This window comes from Promicromonospora sp. MS192 (assembly GCF_049532985.1).
GTDB lineage: Bacteria > Actinomycetota > Actinomycetes > Actinomycetales > Cellulomonadaceae > Promicromonospora.
Genome location: NZ_CP186693.1, coordinates 2,756,384 through 2,779,170, shown reverse-complemented (window position 1 = coordinate 2,779,170; position 22,787 = coordinate 2,756,384). Strand labels below are relative to the sequence as shown.

Below are 22,787 nucleotides of genomic sequence, written 5' to 3'. Positions count from 1 at the left end.
GCCCGCCCGACACCCTCCCTGCCTGGCCGAACGTAGGGATGGTCGGCCCATGGGCCCTCATCGACCGACGATCCCTACGATCGCCGGGGCTGGAGGGTGCCGGGCCGACGCCGGGCCGACGCCGGGTCATCGCCGGGCCGTCGCCGGGCCGTCGCCGGTCATCGCCGGGCCGGCGTCGTGGAGTGTTGAGTGCGGGAGTAGGTGCGTTCTGAGCGCTCGGAGTGCTACCAGGTCCGCGTTCGCCGTCGGCGGCTGGGTGGGGCCGATGGGTGGGGCCCGTCGGTGGGGCCGGTGGGTGGGGCCGGTGGGTGAGGCCCGTCGGTGAGGCCCGTGGGTGGGGTCGGTGGGCCGGTCAGGTCGGGAGGGTGCGGGCGATGTGGGCGCGGGTCGCGGCGAACGCCGCCGCCTGCTCCCGGGACTGGCCGGGGTACTCGGCATGGCCCGCCGTGTGGATCGCCAGCTCCAAGTTCGCCCCCGCGGCCCGGCCGACCCCGTTCGCCACCGCGAACTGTCCCGGCGGCGGCACGTGCGTGTCCCACGCCGCGCACTCGACGCGGGTGGGCACGCGCAGGTGCGTGGCGGCCACCGACGCGTCGTGGAACGCCAGCACCTCGCGTGCCTCCGGGTGGTCCGCGACGTGGTGGCGCACGGCCTCGCCGCTGCCCGTGCACGGCATCGTCAGGCGCAGGTCGTGCTGGCCGAACGTCGGCACCTCGAGCGTGGCGCCCACGAACCGGTCGTCCCACGGCACGGCCAGCGCCCCGATGCCGCCGCCGAAGCTCGTGCCGACGAAGTACAGCGGCAGGTTGCCCAGGGTCTCGTCCCGCCGGGCCAGCAGGTCCAGCAGGGCGGTCCCCGCGTGCCAGAGGTCCACGGCGGACCGCCCGACGGCGTACGTCTCCACCGCCTCGATGCCGTGCAGCACGTGCCGCGAGCTGGTGTCGGGCGCCCCGACACCGGCGTTCAGAGCACCGAGCCCGCGCGCGACCGGGAAGATGACGGCGGCGTCGTGCGGCACCCGTTCGAAGGTCGGGGCGTCCCGCCCGCCGTACCCGTGGCTGTGCACCACGCCCACGCGGGGGCGTAGGCCCACCGGCACCGCGACCCAGGCCCGCAGGCGCAGCCCGCCGTCGGCGGTGTAGGTCACCACGGAGACGTCGTGCGTGGGCCGGCGAGCCCCACCCGCCGCCTCGACCACCACGTCGGACGGCACCTCCCGCGCCCGGGCGTACCAGGACCGCCACAGCTCGGCGAACCCGTCCGGCTCGGCGGCGGGCACCACGGCGAGCAGCGCGTCGCGGTCGTACCCGTAGGTGCCGTCGAGGGGGCTGCCCGGGAACCACCGGTCGTAGGGGCTCGGCGGGACCGGGGGTGCGGCAGGGGTCACGTCGGGTTTCCTTCGGCGGGTACGGCGGTGGCCGACGGCGCGGCTCGTGTCACACTGAGCCGGTCGTCGAAAGGGGTAGGTGTGCTGGTCGCTGAGCGCAGGGCGCGGATCGTCGACGAGGTGGCCCGCCGGGGCGCCGCGAGCATCGCGGAGCTCGCCGACGAGCTCGGCGTGAGCGCGATGACGGTCCGCCGCGACATCGAGGTGCTCGCGGACCACGGGAAGCTGGACCGGGTGCGTGGAGGTGCCACGGCGCGGCCGGACGAGACGGTGCGCCAGGACCGCGGGTTCGTGGCCCGCGTGCACCAGCAGGTCGCCCAGAAGCGGGCGATCGCGCGGCACGCGGCGGCCCTGGTGGAGCCGGGTATGGCGGTCGGCCTCTCCGGCGGCACGACGGCGTGGGTGCTCGCGCAGGAGCTCCGCGACGTCGCGGAGCTGACCGTGGTGACCAACTCGCTGCCGGTCGCCGAGGTGTTCCGGCGTCCTGACCGGTCCGACGAGCCGTACACGCAGTCCGTGGTGCTGACCGGCGGCGTCCGGACGCCGTCCGACTCCCTGGTGGGCCCGGTGGCCGTGCGGTCGCTGGAGCACCTGCACCTGGACATCGCGTTCCTCGGCGCGCACGGCATCGACCTGCACGCCGGCCTGACCACGCCGAACCTCCTGGAGGCCGAGACCGACCGCGCGCTGCTCGCGGCGGGTGCCGCCGCCGTCGTGCTGGCCGACCACTCCAAGTGGGGCGTCGTGGGGCTGACCACCGTGGTGGACCTGCGCGACGTGCGCCACCTCGTGGTCGACGACGGGCTGGACGAGGCGGCCCGCGCGACGCTCGCCGAGCAGGTGGGCGAGCTCCAGGTCGTGCCGGTGGACTGAGCCCGGGCGTGCCCGGGAGGCCGGCCGTGCGGCACGGCCCGCCGGGGCCTCACCGGGCCGTGCTGGCCCGGGGCACCACGCGCGCCCCGACCACCACGTGCTCCACGGGCAGGTTGCCGCCGGGCGGGGTGGCGATCTGCCGTTCGAGCTCGCTCAGCGCGCGCTCGACCAGCGCCTCCTTGTCGGGGGCGACCGACGTCAGGGCGGGCACCGTGAACCGCGCGCCGCGCACGTCGTCGATGCCGACCACGGCCACGTCGCCGGGCACCGACCGCCCGCCGGCCTCCAGCGCGACCAGCGCGCCGAAGGCCACGGAGTCGTTCGCGCAGACCAGGCCGTCGAACGCGACCCCTCGGCGCAGCAGGTCGGCGACCGCCCGCAGGCCCTCGTCCGGCGTGAACGCGTCGAGCTGCGCCACCAGGTCCGGGTCCTGCGCCAGCCCCAGGGCCGCGACGGCGTCCCGGTAGCCCGTGTACCGCCGGTCGGCGGCGTCGGACGGGCGCGCGTCCCGGGTGCCCACGTACGCGACCCGGGCGCAGCCGACCTGGGCCAGGTGCTCGGCCGCGGCGTAGGACGCCGCGCGGTTGTCGATGGTGACGTGCGTGAACGGGCTGACCAGGATGTGCTCGCCCAGCAGCACGAGGGGTCCGGGCGTGGCGCGGCGGGTCAGGTCGGCCACCGACAGCGCGCGGGGGATGTGGATCAGCCCGTCCGTCGCGGGCAGGCCGATGCCGTTGGCGACGTTGACCTCGCGCTCGTGGTCGCCGGCGGTCTGCTGGATGAGCACCGACAGGCCGCGCTGGTCCGCGCGCCGCACCAGCAGCGCCGTCAGCTCGGCGAAGTACGGCTCCTCCAGGTCCGGCACGGCGAGCGCCACGATCCCGGTGCGCTCTTTCCTGTGCACGACCGACAGCGTAGTGGTGCCCGCCCGGCGGCGGGGGACCGGCGACACCGCGGGCGCGGTGCGCAGGGTCCGGTCGTTCCCGGTCGGCATCACCGCTCCTGGACCCGGAACGCGACCACGCGGGCCTGCTCGGCACCGTTGGTGGCGCCGACCACGAGGCGGGCGGAGCGGACGGCACCGAGGTCGTCCGGCAGGGGGTGCACGCGCAGCCGCTGCCGGTTGCCGGTCACGGCCGCGACGGTGACCCAGTCCGGCCCGTCGTGCGGCAGCACCTCGACGCGGTAGTCCTTCACCAGCGTGGGCAGGATCTCGTGGGGGGTGCGGTGGTGGTGCAGCGTGTTGAGCTCGACGTCGAGGTCGTCGTCGAGCACGACCCGCACCTCGCCCGGGGTCACGGGCTCGTCCCAGTCCAGGCGCAGCCACTCCTCGCGGCCGGGGGACAGGGGCGCCGAGGCCCACATGTTCGGCCCGCCGTGGTTGCGGTGGTAGCCCGACGTCGCCCGCTCGGGCGCGAGCGCGTGCGTCTCGGGGGCGGTCCGGAAGACGATGGACCGGCCGCGCAGCGGCTTGGTGGGCCACTGCACGAGCAGCTCGTCGGTGCTGATCTGCACGTTCTGGTCGTCGCTGTCGACGCGGTGCACCAGGGTGAGCACCCCGGGCGGCAGCGCGGCCGTGGTGTGCACGGCCAGGTCGGGGTTGGCGCGGAGCACCACCACGGCGTTCTGCGGCACCTCCGGGGCGAACGGCACGTGGGCCGTGACCCAGCGGTGGTCACCGGCGGGCACGACGACGTCGGTCGCCGACTCCAGGTGCGCGGGCACCACGTTCTGCTTCTTGCCGGTGGAGTACACCTCCACCCGGAGCGTCGTGTCGTTCCGGGCCGAGACGAGCAGGTCCACGCTGTCCAGGCGCGGGTGCACGGGCAGCGCGATGCCCAGGTCGACGTCGAGGTCGTGCACGTCGAAGTCGTCGTACGGGTCGCCGGTCGTGGCGGCCACCGGGGCGGCGACGGTCGTGGTGGTGCTCGACGCCGTCACGCGGGCGCGCCGGGCCAGGTCCCGCTCGTCGGCGTTCGCGACGCCGACCAGGGGAGCGTCCCAGGCCAGCAGCGTCTGGCGCAGCTTGTCCAGGTGGTCGGTGTACACGCCGCGCGGCGTGGTGCCGTGCTCGACGCACAGGGCCGCCGCGGTGCCCGCGGCCTGGCCCATGGCGCCGCAGGTGGCCATGACGCGCGCGGCGCCGAACGCGATGTGCGTGGCCGAGACGTCACGGCCCGCGAACAGCATGTTCTCCACGTTCACGGAGTACAGGGACCGGTAGGGGATCTCGAAGACGCCGTCGGAGAAGCGCTGCAGGGCCCCTGCCCCGGTGGCGTACATGCCCTGCGCGGGGTGCAGGTCGATGGACCAGCCGCCGAACGCGACGCCGTCGGCGAACTCGGTCTGGCCCACGATGTCGCCCTGGTGCAGCGTGTAGTCGCCCACGAACCGGCGGTACTCGCGCTTGCCGGGCACGTTGCCGATCCACTCGAGGGTCAGGTTGTCGGCGTCGAACTTCCCGGAGTTCTTGATGTGGTCCCAGATGCCGAGGATGACGCCGCGCAACTCGTCGCGGATCCGCTCGTTGTCGTCGACCGTGTCGAGCTCGCCGCCCCACTCGATCCACCAGTAGTGCGCGCCGGAGTCGCCGCTGCGGATGATGCGGTGCTCGGGGATGGGGGTGCCCGAGATGTCGATGGCGCTCTCCGGCGCCACGTACTTCACCGGGTGCCCCAGGTCCTTCGTGTAGAAGAGGAGCGTGGACCCCAGGAACTCGCGCACGGGCTCCGGGGGTGCCCACTCCTCGCCGAACTCGTCGTGGCTCTCCTTGCCCAGCCGGTACCGGGCGCCCGCGAGGTGCCCCACGAGCCCGTCGCCGGTGCAGTCCAGGAAGACCGGTGCGGTGAAGGTGGTCAGGATCTCCGACGCCATGGTCCAGCCGGTCACGGACTCGATGCGCCGGGCGTCGTCGGGCCCGGTGGCGCGCACCTCGCGGACGTCGGTGTTCAGGAACAGCCGGATGTTCTGCTCGCGACGCACGGTGTCCAGCACGACGTCGTCCCAGTAGACCGGGTTCCCCTCGGGGTTGCGGTACTGGTTCTCGACGTACATCTCGCCGATGATCCCGGTCTCCCGGGCCCATCGCTGGTTGCCGTGCGCGGTCGCCCCGCACACCCACACCCGCACCTCGGACGACGAGTTGCCGCCGAGCACCGGCCGGTTGTTGATCAGCACGACCTGCCGGCCCATCCGGGCGGCCGCGACGGCGGCACAGACGCCGGCGAGGCCCCCTCCGACGACGACGATGTCGGCTTCTACCGTCTGGGTGCGCATGTTCTCCTTGTTTCCTCAGTGCTGGTCAAGAGTGCTGGTGGGTGTGCCGGGCGGGCGTGCGGGGTGGAGCGGGCTAGTCGTCGGCGGCGAGGGCCTCGACCTCGTAGACCCGCGCGACGTCGGTGGCCGACGCCGACGGGTCGGTGACCAGCAGCCGCACCTGGTCGGCCGTGGCGGCGGGGAACGTGAGGGTGACCGTGCCCTGCGTGCTGCCGCTGACCTGGCCCACCGGGACCCAGCCGTCGGCCGTGTGCAGCTCGACGGAGAAGGCGCGCAGCACGTCGGCCGTGCCGGTGGCCTTGCTGTAGCCGCTGCGCACGCGGACCGTGTCGACGGCCGTGGGCGTGCCCCAGTCGGCGGTCAGCACCGGCTGGGTGTCCTCCAGGGCGGAGATCCAGCGGCTGGCGTCCGTGCAGGAGCCGTCCACCGCGAGCTCGCCGCCGGTGTCGGCGCGCAGCGTCGAGGACACGGTCACGTCCGCGCCCCGGGCCACGTTGACCCGGGTGGCCTCCCCGCGCAGGTCCGCCACGACGTCGGCGGCGGTGCCGCCCTCGGGCGTGCCGGCCGTGCGGGGCAGCGCGGCGTGGAACAGCAGCCCGGCGCTGGGGACCGTCAGGTACATCGTGTCCGTGCCGGTCGGCCCGGTGACGGCGCTCAGCCGCTGGGCACCCGTCTGCGGCTCGCCGACCGTGCCGAACCGCCAGGTGCTCTCGCCCCGCACCTGCTCGGCGCGCACGACGGCGCTGCGCTGGCCCGTCACGCAGGAGGTGGTCTCCACCACCGCGTACACCCGCGTGGTGGCGCCCGCCGACGTCGTCTCGATGGCCGCCGACGTCTCGACGCCCGGCCCGAGCCCGGCCAGGTCGAGCACGGTCTCGCGCTGCCAGGCGGCGCCGTCCCAGCGGGCGTACCGGACGTCGTAGCCGTCGAACGCGGTGACGCCCTCGGTGCGGAACCGGTAGGCGATGCCGTCCAGCTCGTCACCGTGCACGGCGAGCTTCGCGGTCTGCAGGGCCGGCCAGTACGAGCCGATGTCCTCGCCCGCGGTGTACGGCTGGTAGATCACGGCGCCCGGCGTCGACGGCGTGATCGGGGTGGCGAGAGCGGCGCCCGTGACGTCGCGGAACGAGCCGTCGGCCGGGTCGTACACGGCGTACGAGCCCAGGTGCCGTGACGGGTCGGCGGGCCAGGGCCCCCACTCCCACAGCACGTGCACGCGGCCGTCCGTGCCCACCTTGAGGTCGTCCGGGTAGAACGAGTGGCCCTGCGCGTCGGCGACCACCGCGACGCGCGACCACGTGCCGGCCGAGGTGTCGAAGCGGTACAGGTTGCCCGTCCGGGCCTGCCGCTGGTCCGCACCCGCCCGGGCCATGACGTAGACGTCGCCGTCCGCGCCGCGGGCGGTCACCGGGTAGGTGATGGCGAGGTCCTGGTCCGGCATCTGCGCCGAGACGTCCACCAGCGAGGTGACGTCGCCCGGCGTCGTGGTGCGGAAGTAGTTCCACTGCTCGTGGTGCATGGAGACGAACGCGTGCACGTGTCCGTCGCCGTCCACCACGATCGAGGGCTGGTTGTGGCCGTTGTCGTCCGCGAACGTGGCGCAGCTGCCGTCGGCCGTCCGCAGGCAGCCGTCGGTCCAGTCGCCGTCCGCACCGCGCGCGGCCACGTGCACCTCGTGCGTGGCGGCCGTGGGACCGGGCGCGTTGTAGGCGACGTAGGTGACGCCGCCGACCACGTCGAGCGGCTTCCACCAGCCCGCCTGGTTGGACGAGTCGACCGTGAAGGGCAGCTGGTCGACCTGCGCCGCGTGCCGGGCCGCGGCCGCCGGGGCGGGCGCGGCGGCGGCCGGCACGGGCAGGGCGGCGCCGAGGGTCACGGCCGCCGCGAGGGCGGCCGTGACGGCACGGGGACCGGGGTGGTGCTGTCGTCGCATGGTTCCTCCTTGAACCGTGGGGATGACTGCGGGAACGAACACGTGTCGCGGCGCCGTCAGCCGACGAGCTTCTGAGCGGCCTCGCCGGCCTTCGCCATCGCGGCCTTCGGCTCCGCGCTGCCCACCAGCACCGCCTGGACCTGCTCGGCGATGACCGTCTCGATCTGGGCGTACTGCGGGTAGACCCAGAACGGGTTGGTGGTGGCGGTGGCGGTGATCCGCTCGGCGAACTGCGCGCCGAACGCGTCGTCCGCCACCTCCGGCAGCGCCAGCGCCGACTCGGTGGCCGGCGGCAGACCGCGCGCCGCGAAGTACTGCTTCGCGACCTCGACGTCCGACGTCATCCACTTCGCGAAGTCGGCTGCGGTCTCCGCGCCGTCCCCCTGGACGACGGCGACGGCGCCGCCCCAGACCAGCGCGCGCGGGGTGTCGCCCGCGGCGAGCACGGGACGCGACCAGGCCGTGAGCTTGTCCGCGAGCTTCTTGTCGGGCGACTCGGTGACCACCGCGTCCCGGCCGACGATCGCGTCGTCGTAGATCGCGGCGCGGCCCTGGGCGAACAGCGACCGCGCGTCGAACCGGTCGACGTCGGGCGCGATGAGGCCCTGGTCGTAGAGCGACTTGTACCAGGTGACGGCCTCGACGCTCGCGTCGTCGCCGATCGTCACCGTGTCGCCGTCGAGCAGCGGGCTGCCGAACGTCTCCATCCAGATCAGCACGTCCTTGAGCTGTGCCGCCTTCGTGGACGCCGCGTAGGGGACCACGCCGCCGCCGAGCTTCTTGAGGTCCTTGAGCGCGGTCTCGAACTCGTCGATCGTCGCGGGCGCGTCGCCGATCCCGGCCTGCTCCAGCAGGCCCGAGTTGGCGATGAGGCCGATCGCGCCGATGTTCCACGGCAGCCCGTACTGCACGCCGTCGAACCGCGACGCCGTGAGCCCCGCCTGCGTGTAGTCGGTGCCCTGGGCGAGTGGGCCCAGGTCCTGCAGCTTGCCGAGCGCGGCCAGCGAGCCGAGCCACGCGACGTCCACGTGCACGGCGCCCGTGACCTGGCCGCCCTTGACCTGCAGCGTGAGCTGGCTGATGTACTCGTTGTACGGGTAGGAGACCTCGCGGACAGTGACGTCGTTCGCCTCGGAGTACTGGCCCAGCAGCTCGCGGATCGCCGGGGCGGCCGTCTCCTCGGTCAGCGACCAGGAGGCGAAGCTGAAGTCGGTCTTCGCCCCGGCGGCCGCGGTGCTCGCGGCCTGGGGCGCGGCGGGGCCGGCCTCGGGCACGCAGGCGGCCAGCGTGAGCGTGCCCGCGCCGAGGCCGAGCAGCTGCAGCAGGCGACGGCGGGACAGGGTGGTCGTGTCGAGGGCGGGGTGTGCGGGCATGGGAATCCTCCACGATGAGGGGTCGGGCATACGGGGACTACGGGCCGGGACGCCGGCGGTGGTGCCGCCGGGCGCCGTCAGCCCTTGACTGCGCCGGCGGTGAGGCCGCCGACCAGGTACTTCTGCAGGGCGATGAAGGCGATGGCCACCGGCAGCGAGACCACCAGGGACGCGGCCATGAGCTCGGGCCAGGCGGTGGACGCCTCGCCCACGAACGTGTTCACGAGGCCCGGCGGCAGGGTCTGCTTCTCGGGGCCGGCGAGTGTGAGGGCGAAGATGAAGTCGTTCCAGCCGCGCACGAAGGCGAACAGCCCGGCGGCGATGAGGCCCGGGGCCGACAGCGGCAGCACGATCGAGTGGATGATCCGCAGCCGCGAGGCGCCGTCCACGCGGGCCGCCTCGATGAGCTCGTCGGGGACGGTGTCGAAGAACCCCTTGAGCATCCACACGCACAGCGGCAGCGTGAACGTGGTGAAGCTCAGCACCAGGGCGGTGTAGGTGTTGAGCAGGCCGTACGCGCTGAACAGCGAGTAGAGCGTCACCAGCAGCAGCGCCTGGGGGAACATCTGCGAGGCGAGCACGAAGTACATGAGCGACCGGCGCCCGCGGTAGCGGAACTTGGAGAACGAGTAGCCCATGTACGCCGAGACCAGCACCGAGAGCACGGCGGTGAGCACCGACACCAGCAGGCTGTTGCGCAGGTAGACGAACAGCTGCTCGTTGCCGGCCAGCGCGGCGAAGGCGTCGAGCGTCGGCGCCGCGGGGAACAGCCGGGGCGGGTAGGCGAAGACCTGGTCGCGCGGGGTGAGCGCGGTGGCGAGCAGCCAGTACACCGGCAGCAGGGCGAACCCGCCGAAGACCACCACGGTGGACCACGCGGCGATGCGCACGCCGCGCCGCTCGGAACGCAGGGGGCTGCGCCGCACCGGGCGGGGCGGGGGCGTGGTGGCGTCCTGGCCGGCCGGCGCAGGGGCGGGGGTGCGGGTCGGCGTCAGCGCGCTCACTTCGCCTCTCCCTTCTCCGAGAAGCGGATGTACACGACGACGAGGCCCATCAGCAGGACCATCCAGAGCAGCCCGAGCGCGCCGGCGTGCCCGAGGTCGAACCCGTGGAAGGCGGTCTCGTAGACGGCGGTCGCGAACGTCTGCGTGGCGCCGGCGGGCCCGCCGCCGGTGAGCACGTAGATGATGTCGAAGTGCTGGAAGTTCCAGATGAGCTCCAGCAGCAGCACCAGGCCGACGATGCCCTTGACCTGGGGCAGCGTGATCGAGAAGAAGCGGCGCACGGTGCCGGCGCCGTCCATCTCCGCGGCCTCGTGCAGCTCGCGCGGCACCGTCTGCAGGCCGGCCAGCAGCATGACCATCATCCAGGGGAAGGACTGCCAGGTCTTGGCCACCACCACGGCCGTCATCGCGGTACCGGGCTGGGCGAGCCAGGGCACGGCGCCGTCGATGAGGCCGACCGCCTCCAGGAGCGCGTTCAGCACGCCGTAGTTGGCGTTGAAGATCCACATCCACAGGAACGACACGACGACGCCGGGCACCAGCCAGGGGATGAGCATGAGGCCGCGCAGCACCTTGGCGCCGCGGATGCGGGTGTTCAGGGCCAGCGCCAGCGCGAAGCCGATGACGAACGGGAAGACCGTCGTGCCGACCGTGAAGACCAGGGTCTGCCACAGCAAGCGGGGGAAGTCGCCGGTCAGGACGTCGACGATGTTCGCCAGGCCGACGAACGTGCGGCCAGGGACGACCAGGCTCTGCTCGAAGAACGCCGTCACCAGTGCCGCGACGAGCGGGTACAGCACCACGCCGAGCAGCAGGGCGCCGCCGGGCAGGAGCAGGAGCAGGGCGAACTGGCCGTCGCTGAGCCGCCGTGGTGGCGAATGTGAAGTAGTGTGCTGAAGAGTTTCAAACTGTGAAGCTGACATCGCTGATGTTCCTCGTCGTCGAGGGCGGACTGCCGGGTGCGAGCGCAACAATGGCCGACTCTGTGCGGTTCTGTCAATCGGCGCGCCAGATCTCACCGAGGTGCGAGCCGCGAAAGATCACAACTAATAACAGAAGTGATCACAGAATGGTGGCGCGGAACAACCCGGCAGTCGGCGCTCAGCCGGCAGATGTCCTGGTCAGCGTGGTGCGGCGTCAGCGACCGAGCGGGGAGCCCACCGGGTCGTCGTCCTCGGCGTCGGCGCCCCAGCTCCCGTACGGGGGCTGCTGCCGCGGGGAGGGGAACGTCACGGGCAGGCGCGCCGGGAAGCGCATCCACGGGCTGGTGGCCCACTCGACCCGGTCGGGGTCGCCGACCAGCGTCAGCTGCAGGCGCTGCAGCAGCTCGGCCACCGCGATGCGGGCGACGACCCGGCCCAGGCGCGGGGCGGGGCAGCGGTGCGCACCCGCACCGAACGACAGGTAGGCCCGGTTGCCCACGGTCTCCCACGGGTCGTCGGACTGCACCAGCGGGTCGTGGTTGGCCGCGTGCACGGCCACGACCACCGGGTCGCCGCGCTCGATGAGCTTGCCGTCGACCACCACGTCGCGCACCGCGAACCGGGGCATGAGGTTCGGGTTGGTCGTCGAGCGCCACAGCACCTCGTCGAGGGCGTCGTCGATGTGCAGCCGGCCTCCCGAGACCCGGTGGGAGAAGCGCGGGTCGCTCAGGATCAGCACCAGGGTCTGTGCCACCCAGGCCATGAGCGACTCCGTCGCCGCCGCCGTGATGGCCGTCAGCGTCTGCGCGCGCTCGAGGTCGTTCTCGAAGTTCTCGTGCACCGACAGCACGCCGGCGATGTCCCGCGTGCCGCGCTCGCGGCTGTACGCGATGTGCCCCGTGACGATCTCGCGCAGCTCGTCGGTCAGCGCGCGGGCATCGGCTCCGGCCTCGAAGATCGCCCGGGTGATCTCCTGCAGCCGCTGCGCCTGACCCGGTTCCAGGCCGTCCAGCTCGGACAGCACCAGGAACGGGACGACGGCGGCGTACTCGGCCACCAGGTCGGCGCGGCCGCGGTCCTCGAACCGGTCGATGAGCATGCCGCACAGCCGGCGGGTGATGGCGCCGGCCCGGGCCTCGTCGACCTGCTCCAGCGCGTCGTCCACGGGTGGGCGCAGCCGGGCGTGCTTGGCGCCGTCGGCGTCCGCGAGGGTGGGCTTCGGCGCCTGGGCGAGCACCAGGTGCAGGCCCGACCCCGGCCCGAGCAGGCCCTTGCCGTGACCGTTCCAGATCGACGGGTCCTTGATGAAGGTGTGGTCGTCGCGCAGCATCCCGACCGCCGCCGCGTGCCCCAGCACCAGCCAGCCCGGCACGCCGGGCTCCAGGTCGATCGGGGCGATCGATCCCCAGCGCTCACGGAGCTGCTCGTACACCGCGTTCGCGTCGGGCGACGACGTCGTCGCCACGAGCGGGGTGCGTTCGGCGACGTCGCTCAGCCGCACGGGCCGCGGTACCGATGATGCTGGGGTCACGGTTCTCCTCTCGGCGGCGGCCGCGCCCGGCGCATGTGACGCCGGGTACGAGCCTCCGCTCGGGATGCTAACGGACGATCGCTCCGCGGTGACCGACGGCCCAGGTCACGATCCGGAATGACCCTCCTGGCGGCTTGTCGGCACCGGGCGGTATGGGCAGGATGAGCGCCATGCCCCAGGCCACACCCCTGCTCAGACTGCTCAACCTGCTGCTCACCCCCGGGATGCGCACCCGCAAGGACCCCGACGCCGTCTTCGACGGCATCCTGGCCGAGGTGCAGCGCGGACGCGTCCCGCTGACCGAGGCCGACCTCGCGGCCGTCGACGGCCTGCGCCTGCTGCTGGCCGACCACGCGGCCAACCCCGACCTCAGCGGCCTCGGCTGGATGAGCACCCAGGACCAGATCCGGGACCGGCTCCGCAACCGTGCGGTGGTCCGCGACGCCCAGGCGCAGCGCCCCGAGGTGCTCCAGGAGCCGGTGACGGCGCCCGTGTTCGTCGTGGGCCTGCCACGCACCGGCACCACGCTCACGTACAACCTGATCGCCCGGCACCCCGGCAACCGGGGCCCGAAGCTGTGGGAGATGACCAACCTGGGCCTCCCGCTGCCCGAGGCCGAGCGCGCGAAGGTGATCGAGAAGACCCGCAAGCGGTTCGCGACCGTCGGCAAGGTCAGTCCCGCCTGGGCGCACCTGCACCCCCTGGTCGCCGAGAGCGAGGAGGAGGACTTCATGCTGCGCGCGCACACCGAGATGTACGCGACGTGGGGTCCCGCGCCCCGGTACCTGGAGTGGGTGGCGCAGGCCGACCTCACCGAGGACTACCGGTTCCTGCGGGACGCCCTGCAGGTCATCGCTGCCGGCGAGGCGCCGGACCGGTGGGTGCTCAAGCACCCGATGAACCTGTGGCGCATGCCCGAGATCCTCCGGGCCTTCCCGGACGCGCGGTTCGTGTGGACCCACCGTGCGCCCGGTGCGGCCGTCGCCTCCGGGTGCTCGATGGCCGAGGCGACCCACACGATGTACGTCAAGCCCGGCCGCATCGACCTGGAGCGCATCGGCCAGGAGTGGCTGGACATCTCCGCCGGCGGCGTGGAACGGGCGCTGGCGCTGCGCGAGCAGCTCCCGGCGGACGCGGTGATCGACGTCGTGTACGACGACCTGGTGGCCCGGCCCGAGGCCGTGCTGCGCGGGGTGTTCGACCGGCTGGACCTGACGTGGACGCCGGCCGACGCCGCCAACCTCGCCGCCGCGACCGACCGGACGGGCCACCGCCCGCACGCGTACACGCTGGACCGCTACGGCCTGACCGAGTCGCAGGTGGCCGAGGCGTTCGCGGCGTACGACCTCCCGACCGCGTCTCGCTCCTGAACCTCGTCGAGTGCGGGATGCTCGCCCTTCTTCGTGTGCCAGAAGGGCGAACATCCCGCACTCGACGGGCAGGCAGGGTGGGTTGGATCAGCGGGCCGCCGGGCCCGGCGGGAACTCCGGCCGGTCGAACGCGTCGCGGATGCGCAGGCGGATGGTCGTGTCCAGGGCCTGGAGCTTCTTGGAGGCGCCGCGCTCGGTCACGTCCGAGATGTCGGTGACCACGTAGCCGATGTCGCCGCGCGTGGCGAGCATCTGGCCCTCGATGTTCGCGCCGTGGTCGGCGAAGATCTGGTTCACCGTGGCCAGCACGCCCGGCACGTTGCGGTGCAGCAGCTTGATGCGGCCCACGCCCGTGTGCTCGAGCTGGAGGTTGGGCAGGTTGACGCTGAGCATCGTCGAGCCGGTGGTCACGTAGTCGCTGAGCTTCTTGGCGACGAACTGCCCGATCGCCTCCTGCGCCTCCTCGGTGGAACCGCCCACGTGCGGCGTGAGGATCACGTTCGGCAGCCCGCGCAGCACCGACTCGAACGAGTCGCCGCGCTTCTTGGGCTCGGTCGGGAAGACGTCCACCGCGGCGCCGGACAGGTGCCCGGAGGTGATGTGCTCGGCCAGCGAGTCGACGTCCACCACGAACCCGCGGCACAGGTTGAGGAAGATCGCGCCCTGCTTCATGCGCGCGAACTGCTTGGCACCGAACAGCCCCGCGTTGCCGGACCGCCCGTCCACGTGCAGCGTCACGACGTCGGCGGCCTCCAGGAGCTCGTCGAGCGTCTCGGCGCGGCGCGCGTTGCCGAGCGCCAGCTTCTCCGCCGTGTCGTAGAAGATCACCGACATGCCGAGGTTCTCGGCGAGCACGGAGAGCTGCGAGCCGATGTTGCCGTAGCCGACGATGCCCAGGGTGCGGCCGCGCACCTCGTGCGAACCCTCGGCGGACTTGTCCCAGACACCGTCGTGCAGCGCGCGGTCGCGCTCCGTCATGCGGCGCGTCAGCGAGATGATCTCGGCGATCGCCAGCTCCACCACCGACCGGGTGTTGGAGAACGGCGCGTTGAACACGGCGACGCCGCGGTTGGCGGCCGCCGTGAGGTTGATCTGGTTGGTGCCGATGCTGAAGGCGCCCACACCGACGAGGTCGGTCGCCTCCGTCAGCACCCGCGCGGTCACCTCGGTCTTGGACCGGATGCCGAGGAGCTGGACGCCGTCGAGCGCGGAGATCAGCTCGTCCTCGTCCAGGGCTCCCTTGCGGTAGTCGACCTCGTAACCGGCCGACTCGAGGATCGGCACGGAGGTCGGGTGGACGTTCTCGAGGAGGAGGGCTCGCTGCACGGACCCATGGTGCGCCAGGGGGGCCGGATGCACCAAGCGGACCCCGCCGACGTCCCGCCTGCTGGGACGAGGACGGGGCGGCGGGCGGGCGGTCGCCCACCCGCCGCCGTCAGAACCCCTCGGGCAGCGCCCGGGAGTGCACCACGACCAGGCGCTGGGTGGGCCGCGTCATCGCCACGTAGAGGTCGCTCGTCCCGCCCGGGCCCTCCGCGATCGCCGCGGGCTCCACCAGCACCACGGCGTCGAACTCCAGGCCCTTCGTCTCGCGCGGCGTCAGCACCGTGACCTGGGCGTCCTCCGGCCGCTGCGCGGCCAGCCGGGCCGCCTCCTGCGCGCCGACGACGGCGGGCAGCGCCTCGGTCAGCGCCGCCGCCAGCCGTGCCGCGCCGTCCGACGGCACGACGACGGCGACGCGGCCGGCGTCGGGCCCCACGAACTCCTTGGCGAGGCGGACGGCCTCGGCGACCACCGCGTCGTCGTCCGGCAGCGCGCCGGGGCCCGCGGGCGTGCGGACGGTCGTGAGCGAACCCTCGACGTCGCGCGCCGCGCGCAGGTCGGAGACGGGCAGGCTCGCGGCGCGCGCCACCCGCTGTGCGGTGTCGGCGACGGTCGCCGGCGTGCGGTAGGACACGGTGAGCTCGGCCAGCCGCCACCCGTCGCGCAGCAGCGGCGTGAGCATCCGGTCCCAGCTCCGCGCGCCCGCGGCGGACGAGGTCTGCGCCACGTCGCCCACGACGGTCATCGACCGGGTCGGCACCCGGCGCACCAGCGCGCGCCAGGCCATGGGGGAGAGCTCCTGGGCCTCGTCGACCACCACGTGCCCGTACGTCCAGCTGCGGTCCGCGGCGGCGCGCTCGGCCGTCGTGAGCGACGGCCCGCCCGCCGCGAACCGGGCCGCGAGCGTCTCGGCGTCCACCAGGCCCGCGTAGTCCCCGAGCATGGACCGGGTGGCGTCCAGGGACTGCTGCGCGTACTGGCGGGCCTGCTCGTCGGCGGCGTCCCGCGCGCGGGCCTCCGCCCGCGCCACGGAGTCGTCCTCGCCCAGCAGCTCGTACGCCTCGTCGAGGATCGGCACGTCGGACTCGGTCCACGGCGCGCCCGGCTCGCGCAGCAGCAGGCGCCGCTCGCGGGCGGTCAGCTCGGGCGCGGCCTCGGCCAGCCGGTGCGGCTTGGCGTACAGGTCGGTGACCAGCTTCTCCGGCGAGATCGGCAGCCAGGCGATGTTCAGCGCCACGCGGACGGCGCGGTCCGAGCGCAGGTCCTCCAGCACGGCCGCCCGGTCCTCGCCGGCGATCGGGTCGCCCGAGAAGTCGCGGTACTGGTCGGCCAGGCGCTCCAGCATGTCGCGCACGAACGTGGCGCGCGCCAGGTTGTGCGGCTTGTGCGTGCGGCGCGCCTTGGCGATGGCGTCGCTGACGTCGCGGGGCCGGATCACGAAGTCGTGCCCCTCGACCCGGACGGCGACCTCCTGCTGCGGCACGCGCTCGCGGGCGCGCACCGCCCGCCGGATCACCTTGCGCCACAGGAGCAGGCCCTTGAGCCGGGCCACCTGCCCCTCGTCGACGGCGGTCGCCCGGATGCCGGGGATCAGGTCGCCGATCGTCGTGGACACCACGCCGGTCTCGCCCAGCGACGGCAGCACCTGGTCGATGTAGCGTAGGAACGCGCTGGACGGGCCCACCACCAGCACGCCCGACCGCTCCAGCAGGCGCCGGTGGGCGTACAGGAGGTAGGCGGCGCGGTGCAGCGCCACCGCCGTCTTGCCGGTGCCCGGCCCGCCCTGCACCACCAGGGCGCCGGTCAGGTCGGACCGGATGATGCGGTCCTGCTCCGCCTGGATGGTCGCGACGATGTCCGTCATGCGGCCCGTTCGGCCCTGGGCCATGGCCGCCAGCAGGGCGCCCTCGCCGGACAGCGCGTCGGCGTCGATCTCGGCGTCGAGGTCCAGCACCTCGTCCTCCAGGCCCGTCACCGACCGGCCCTTGGTCACCAGGTGCCGTCGCCGGCGCACGTCGCCCGGGTGCAGCGCGGTGGCCCGGTAGAACGCCTCCGCGGCCGGCGCGCGCCAGTCGGTCAGCATCGAGCGGTGCTCGGCGTCGGTCAGGCCGATGCGCCCCACGTACCGGGTCACCGTGCCGTCCTCGGACCCCTCCACGAGGTCGAGGCGCCCGAACACCAGGCGGTCCTCGACGGCGTCGAGCTGGGCCGCGCGGTCCTCGTAGAGCGTGGCGAAGGCGTCGCGCTCGCTGCGGTTCTGGTGCGTGCCGACCGCACCGGCCAGCCGGACGTCCCGCAGACGGTCGGCGGTGGTGCCGCGCAGGGTGTCCAGCCGGGCGTACATCGTGTCGACGACCTCTTGCTCGTGGGCGAGCTCGCCCGCGATTCCCGTCACGCCCTACCTCCGTGCCTCACCAGCGAAAATGCGTCGGTCGCGATCAACCGGCCAACCATTATCGCGCACCGCTCGGCGGCCCGCGCTGACACGGCGTCATCTCGCTGGATAGGATCGCCGCCATGGCACTGGGCGGGGTGGGATCTGCGGGGCCCACGAGGGGCTCCGCCTCCCCGGCGCGCCTGTCCCGGATCGACGGCCCCATCTCCGTCCTCCTGGTGGAGGACGACGACGCGGACGCGTTCCTCGTGGCCGAGCTGCTGGCCGACGCCGACGTCGAGGCCGACCTGCGCGCGGACCTGCACCGCGCCCGCTCGATCGACGAGGCCCTGAACATCCTGTCCATGGTCGCGGTGGACTGCCTGCTGCTCGACCTGGGCCTGCCCGACGGCGACGGGCTGGATGCCCTCCGCCGCGTCATCGAGGGCATCGAGGTGCTGCCGGAGCAGCCTGCCGTCGTGGTGCTGACGGGCAACACCGCGCACGACCTGGGCGCGGCGGCGGTCGCCAACGGCGCCGACGACTACCTGGTCAAGGCCGACGTCGACGGCGACGCGCTGGCCCGCTGCCTGCGGTACGCGACGCTGCGGCGCCGGTCGGCCGCGCAGCAGATCGCACTGTTCCGCAGCGAGGTGCGCGCGGCGGAGACCACGCGGCTGGAGCGCGCGCTGCTGCCCAAGGAGCTGGTCACCGACGAGCGGGTCTCCGTCATGGTGGGCTACCTGCCCGGCGGCAACGGCCTGCTCGGGGGCGACTTCTTCGACACGGTCGAGCGCCCGGACGGCACGCTCGTGACGGTGATCGGCGACGTCGCCGGCCACGGCCCGGACGAGGCGGCGCTCGGCGCCGCGATGCGGACCGCGTGGCGCACCCTCGTGCTCGCGGACACCGCGCCCCCCGACGTGCTGCCGCTGCTGGAGCGGGTGCTGCTGGCGGAGCGCGGCCGGCCCGAGGTGTTCGTGACCATCTGCCAGATGGTGATCTCGCCGGACCGCCGGCGCATGGACGTCTACCTCGCCGGGCACCCGCCGCCCCTGCTCGTGGTGCCCCGGGTGGCCGACGGCGCGGCCGTGCTCGTCTCCCACCGGTGCGAGGAGCTGCCGGCGGCCCAGCGCGGCCGCGCCCTGGGCATCCCCGTGGACGGCGGCTGGGTGCCGCACACCGTCGAGCTGCCCGAGGTGTGGACGGCGGTGCTGTACACGGACGGCCTCGTCGAGGCGGCGGTCGGCGCCGACCCGAAGGGCACCCCGGTGCTCCCGCCCAGCGCGCAGGGGCGGATGCCGCGCCTGGGGGCGCACGGGCTGCGCTCCGTCGTGGAGCGGGAGATGGACAAGGGCACGGACGAGGTCGTGACCCGCGTACTGCGCCGGGTGCGCGAGCTGCACGGCGGCCCGCTCGTCGACGACGCGGCGCTGCTCTTCGTCGGCTGGGCCGGCGCGGGCGCCACGGAGCCCGGCGAGCGCACCTCGACGCTCGCCGACTCGGTGGAGTGGTCGCGCGCATGACCCTGGTGCCCGACGAACACCGGTTCACCGGTGTGTCCATGCGCCGCCGGCTCGCCCGGCTCCTGGGGGCGGTGGCGGCCATGCTCATGATCGCGCTCGCGGTGGCCGTGCTCGCCCTGGTCCAGTCCCGCGGCCTGGACGCCCGCGCGGACGGCCCCTACTACCGGGCCCTGGTCGACGGCGAGCGCGCGTCGCTCGCGCTGGCGGACGCCGACGCGTCGCTGCGCGCCTACCGGGCCACCTGCGACGACGCCGCGCTCGAACCGTGGACCCGGGCGGTCGGCGCGAGCGGCCGCATCATGCTCCTGGCCGACGTCGAGCGGCGCGAGCTGGCGGGCGACGCCGAGGTGATCCGCGCCTACGAGGAGGCCGCGCGCCGCACGGACCAGTGGTTCACGCAGTACGCCGAGCCGGTGGTCGCGGCCGTCGCCGCGGCGCCGGCCGGGCAGGTGGACTGCCGGATGGAGCTGATCGGCACGGCGCCGCCGTCGGCCGAGGGCGAGGCGCTCTACGAGAGCGCCCGGACCGCCCTCGTCCACTACCTGGCCGAGCTGGGCGCGCAGCGCGACGAGATCGTGGCGACCCGGGCGGTCTGGGAGCACCTGCTGCTGGGCGCGGTGGCGACCCTCGTGCTCGTCGTGGTGCTCATGGGCACGATGATGTGGCTCGCCCTGGAGGGCTGGGTGATCCGGCCGCTGACCGAGCTCACGGCGGCCGTGCGCGTGGTGAGCAGCGGCGGCATCCGGCGCGAGATCCGGCCCGCCGGCACGGGCGAGGTGGCCCTGCTGGCCATGCACGTGGAGACCATGCGCCGCGACCTGGTGCACCAGGTGGAGGAGATCCGGCTCTCGCACCAGGAGGTCGAGAACGCGCACACCCTGCTCAGCGAGAAGACGCGCGAGCTGGAGCGGTCCAACCGCGACCTGGAGCAGTTCGCGTACGTGGCCTCGCACGACCTGCAGGAGCCGCTGCGCAAGGTGGCGAGCTTCACGCAGCTCCTGCAGAAGCGGTACGGCGGCGCGCTCGACGAGCGCGCCGACCAGTACATCGAGTTCGCCGTCGACGGCGCCAAGCGCATGCAGGGGCTCATCAAGGACCTGCTGAGCTTCTCCCGGGTGGGCCGCACCGGCGTGCCGCGCGAGGACGTGGACCTGGAGGGCGTGCTGGTGGCCGCGCTGGCCGAGCTCTCCGACCGGATCGCGGAGACGGGTGCCGAGATCGACCACGACCCGATGCCGGAGGTGCACGGCGAGCGGGCCCTGCTCCAGCAGCTCTTCGTGAACCTGGTCGGCAACTCGCTGAAGTTCCGCGACCCGCAGCGCCCGCCCGTCGTGCGGATCGAGGTGCGCAGCATGCGCGCGCACTGGGAGATCTCGGTGGTGGACAACGGCATCGGCATCGACGCGCAGCACGCGGAGAAGGTGTTCGTGATCTTCCAGCGGCTGCACTCGCGCGAGCAGTACGCGGGCAGCGGCATCGGCCTGTCGCTCGTGAAGCGGATCGTGGAGTACCACAAGGGCCGCATCTGGATCGAGCCGGCGGCCGGCGGCGGCACCATCGTGCGGTTCACGCTGGCCCGCCGGCAGGGCCAGCCCGGCCCGGGGCGCCTTTCGACCGAACGCGCGCAGTCGACTACGCTCGGCTGAGACGGCCTGATCAGGGCCGACGGCGGGCCGCGACGACGGTGCCCGGCGCTGCCGAGACAGAAGAAGACAGGTACGTGCGTGAGCGGCAACAAGGTGATGGAGATCCTCCTCGTGGAGGATGATCCGGGCGACGTCCTCATGACCCGGGAAGCGTTCGAGGACCACCGCGTCCCGAACAACGTCTCGGTGGTCGGCGACGGCGTGAGCGCGCTCGAGTTCCTCCGCAAGCAAGGACCGTACGCCCAGGCCCCGACGCCGGACCTGGTGCTGCTCGACCTCAACCTGCCGAAGATGGACGGCATGGAGGTGCTCGCGGTCGCGAAGGGCGACCCGATGCTGCGGCACATCCCCGTGGTGGTGCTGACCACGTCGGACGCGCAGGAGGACGTGGTGGGCTCGTACTCGCTGCACGCCAACGCGTACGTGACCAAGCCCGTCGACTTCGAGCAGTTCATCGCCGCGGTCCGGCAGATCGACGACTTCTTCGTCTCCGTCGTGCGGCTGCCCGGCCGATAAGGTTCCCCGCGACGCCGAGGGCGTAACGGGAAGAGAGCGGACGCTCCCGGCGTTGGACGTAGACGGGCACCTGGTCGTACCTGAACCGGCCGTACCTGGTGTCCGCCGAACACTCCGACGAGCGAGGGAGCGCACGTGCTTGACCCCCAGGGCATCTACGACGTCGACGAGGCAGCGGTCGGGCGCACGCTGGGTCGCAGCGTGCCCGGCAGCACCGACGGGCCAGTCCTCCTGCACGCCGTCCGCGGGTTCGTGGACGCGGGCAGCGCGGGCGACATCGCCGTCGAGCACCTCATCGACGAGTTCCGTGTCGAGCGCCTGGTGACGTTCGACGTCGACCAGCTGCTCGACTACCGCTCCAAGCGAGCGACCATGATCTTCGACTCCGACCGCTGGGCGGACTACCAGGCGCCCTACCTGGCGATCGACCACCTGACCGACGCCGAGGGCACGGGCTTCCTGCTGCTGCACGGTGCGGAGCCCGACCTGCAGTGGGAGCGCGTCGTCGCGGCGGTGATCCAGCTCGTCGAGCGGTTCGGCGTGAGCCTCGTGGTGGGCATCCAGGGCATCCCCATGGGGCTGCCGCACACCCGCCCGCTGTCGCTGACCGCGCACGCCACGCGCCCCGCGCTGGTGGCCGACTACACGTCGTGGTTCGGCAGCGTGAAGGTGCCGGGCTCGCTGGCCGCGCTGCTGGAGTACCGGCTGGGGGAGGCCGGCCGCGATGCGCTGGGCTTCACGGTCCACGTACCGCACTACCTCGCGCAGTCGCAGTACCCGCCGGCGACGGTGGTCGCGCTCCAGCACACGGAGCGGGCCACAGGCCTCGACCTGGCGATCCCGGCGCTGGAGGAAGCCGCGACCGACGCGAAGATCGAGGTCGAGAAGCAGGTCGCCGAGTCGGCCGAGGTCGCGGCCGTGGTGAAGGCGCTGGAGGAGCAGTACGACGCGTTCGCCCGGTCGGTGGGCCGTCCGAGCCTGCTCGCCGAGACGACGCCCATCCCCAGCGCGGACGAGCTGGGGGCCGAGTTCGAGCGATTCCTCGCTCAGCAGAACGGCGACTGAGCCGGAGGCGCAGCGCAGGGTGCGGGCCGAGGGACGAGGCACGCGCCCGGAGCGGAACCGCAGGCTCAGGCGCCAGACAGTAGGGACTGAGCCTGCAGCGCAACCGCAGGCCGAGCCGCCGGAAGCGGGGGCTGAGCCCGCGGGACCGGGCGTCTGGGGCGGACCGGTGTGTCATAGCTGCGGCAGAAATGTGCGTGTTCCGTGGCACATTTGAGTGGTCCGTGCCACACTGGCGCACGTTGCAGTGACGTACCAAGGCCACGTCCGCCGTGTCGTGAGCAAGTCGGGAAAGCATTGCGGCGCGGGGGCGGGCAACGGGCCCGCCGTCGGATCCCGGACGGAAGGTCGAAGGACAGCATGGCGCAGGGTTCTGTGAAGTGGTTCAACGCGGAGAAGGGGTACGGGTTCATCGCCCAGGACGGCGGCGGCGCCGACGTCTTCGTGCACTACTCCGCGATCCAGTCCAACGGTTACCGGTCGCTCGAGGAGGCCCAGCGGGTCGAGTTCGAGATCACGCAGGGCCCCAAGGGTCCGCAGGCGGAAGCTGTCGTTCCGCTCTGAGGTAGCTGACGAGAAGGGCCGTGCTCCGCGTGGGGCACGGCCCTTCTTCACGTCCGGGCTGCACGTCCGGACGACCGCCCGACGGTGGCTGTTCGGCTGGTGCGCC

The 22,787-nt window shown here is 73.2% G+C and carries 17 protein-coding genes; 7 read left to right on the top strand and 10 right to left on the bottom strand.

Annotation, left to right across the window (positions count from 1 at the left end):
* Positions 1–352: 352 nt before the first annotated feature.
* Complete coding sequence (locus ACO229_RS12500) at positions 353–1,387, bottom strand: acetylxylan esterase (protein ID WP_423465117.1); 1,035 nt, start codon at positions 1,385–1,387, stop codon at positions 353–355.
* Positions 1,388–1,468: 81 nt separating this feature from the next.
* Here ACO229_RS12500 and ACO229_RS12495 point away from each other — a divergent pair, with 81 nt between their 5' ends.
* Entirely contained in the window at positions 1,469–2,260 is a 792-nt protein-coding gene (locus tag ACO229_RS12495; RefSeq protein WP_397412843.1) for a DeoR/GlpR family DNA-binding transcription regulator, read from the top strand.
* A gap of 49 nt (positions 2,261–2,309) precedes the next feature.
* Here ACO229_RS12495 and ACO229_RS12490 read toward each other — a convergent pair whose 3' ends face one another.
* The 7 genes from ACO229_RS12490 to ACO229_RS12460 form a co-directional block, all read right to left on the bottom strand.
* Entirely contained in the window at positions 2,310–3,254 is a 945-nt protein-coding gene (locus ACO229_RS12490; protein ID WP_423465116.1) for a LacI family DNA-binding transcriptional regulator, read from the bottom strand.
* Positions 3,254–5,536 (bottom strand): FAD-dependent oxidoreductase, encoded by a 2,283-nt coding sequence (locus tag ACO229_RS12485; protein WP_423465115.1) that lies wholly within the window; start codon positions 5,534–5,536, stop codon positions 3,254–3,256. Before ACO229_RS12485 ends, ACO229_RS12490 begins: the two co-directional genes overlap by 1 nt.
* 73 nt (positions 5,537–5,609) lie before the next feature.
* On the bottom strand, positions 5,610–7,469 hold the full coding sequence (locus ACO229_RS12480) for a BNR-4 repeat-containing protein (RefSeq protein WP_423465114.1): 1,860 nt from the start codon (positions 7,467–7,469) through the stop codon (positions 5,610–5,612).
* 56 nt (positions 7,470–7,525) lie between these two features.
* On the bottom strand, positions 7,526–8,842 hold the full coding sequence (locus ACO229_RS12475) for an extracellular solute-binding protein (RefSeq protein ID WP_423465113.1): 1,317 nt from the start codon (positions 8,840–8,842) through the stop codon (positions 7,526–7,528).
* A 77-nt stretch (positions 8,843–8,919) separates the two neighbouring features.
* Entirely contained in the window at positions 8,920–9,846 is a 927-nt protein-coding gene (locus ACO229_RS12470) for a carbohydrate ABC transporter permease (protein ID WP_423465112.1), read from the bottom strand.
* Complete coding sequence (locus ACO229_RS12465; RefSeq protein WP_397432403.1) at positions 9,843–10,769, bottom strand: carbohydrate ABC transporter permease; 927 nt, start codon at positions 10,767–10,769, stop codon at positions 9,843–9,845. The genes ACO229_RS12470 and ACO229_RS12465 overlap by 4 nt, the downstream gene beginning before the upstream one ends.
* Positions 10,770–10,983: 214 nt before the next feature.
* Positions 10,984–12,300 carry a cytochrome P450 gene (locus ACO229_RS12460; protein WP_397432405.1) on the bottom strand — a complete coding sequence of 439 codons (1,317 nt, stop codon included), beginning with the start codon at positions 12,298–12,300 and terminating at the stop codon, positions 10,984–10,986.
* A 170-nt stretch (positions 12,301–12,470) separates the two neighbouring features.
* On the opposite strand from ACO229_RS12460, the gene ACO229_RS12455 reads away from it, so the two are divergent.
* The gene (locus tag ACO229_RS12455; protein ID WP_423465111.1) at positions 12,471–13,670 is read left to right on the top strand and encodes a sulfotransferase family protein; all 1,200 of its coding nucleotides are present in this window, start codon (positions 12,471–12,473) and stop codon (positions 13,668–13,670) included.
* An 87-nt stretch (positions 13,671–13,757) separates the two neighbouring features.
* Here ACO229_RS12455 and serA read toward each other — a convergent pair whose 3' ends face one another.
* The gene (gene serA, locus ACO229_RS12450) at positions 13,758–14,996 is read right to left on the bottom strand and encodes a phosphoglycerate dehydrogenase (RefSeq protein WP_397412834.1); all 1,239 of its coding nucleotides are present in this window, start codon (positions 14,994–14,996) and stop codon (positions 13,758–13,760) included.
* Between the two features lie 109 nt (positions 14,997–15,105).
* The gene (locus tag ACO229_RS12445; RefSeq protein ID WP_423465110.1) at positions 15,106–17,388 is read right to left on the bottom strand and encodes a HelD family protein; all 2,283 of its coding nucleotides are present in this window, start codon (positions 17,386–17,388) and stop codon (positions 15,106–15,108) included.
* Positions 17,389–17,510: 122 nt separating this feature from the next.
* Between ACO229_RS12445 and ACO229_RS12440 the strand changes: the two genes are divergently transcribed.
* The 5 genes from ACO229_RS12440 (at position 17,511) to ACO229_RS12420 (ending at position 22,681) form a co-directional block, all read left to right on the top strand.
* Positions 17,511–18,893 (top strand): PP2C family protein-serine/threonine phosphatase, encoded by a 1,383-nt coding sequence (locus ACO229_RS12440; RefSeq protein WP_397412832.1) that lies wholly within the window; start codon positions 17,511–17,513, stop codon positions 18,891–18,893.
* Complete coding sequence (locus tag ACO229_RS12435; protein ID WP_397432410.1) at positions 18,890–20,539, top strand: sensor histidine kinase; 1,650 nt, start codon at positions 18,890–18,892, stop codon at positions 20,537–20,539. The genes ACO229_RS12440 and ACO229_RS12435 overlap by 4 nt, the downstream gene beginning before the upstream one ends.
* A gap of 96 nt (positions 20,540–20,635) precedes the next feature.
* Positions 20,636–21,055 (top strand): response regulator, encoded by a 420-nt coding sequence (locus ACO229_RS12430; RefSeq protein WP_397413054.1) that lies wholly within the window; start codon positions 20,636–20,638, stop codon positions 21,053–21,055.
* Positions 21,056–21,190: 135 nt separating this feature from the next.
* Entirely contained in the window at positions 21,191–22,120 is a 930-nt protein-coding gene (locus ACO229_RS12425; protein ID WP_397412830.1) for a proteasome assembly chaperone family protein, read from the top strand.
* A gap of 357 nt (positions 22,121–22,477) precedes the next feature.
* Entirely contained in the window at positions 22,478–22,681 is a 204-nt protein-coding gene (locus ACO229_RS12420) for a cold-shock protein (protein WP_020016705.1), read from the top strand.
* Positions 22,682–22,787 lie beyond the last annotated feature (106 nt).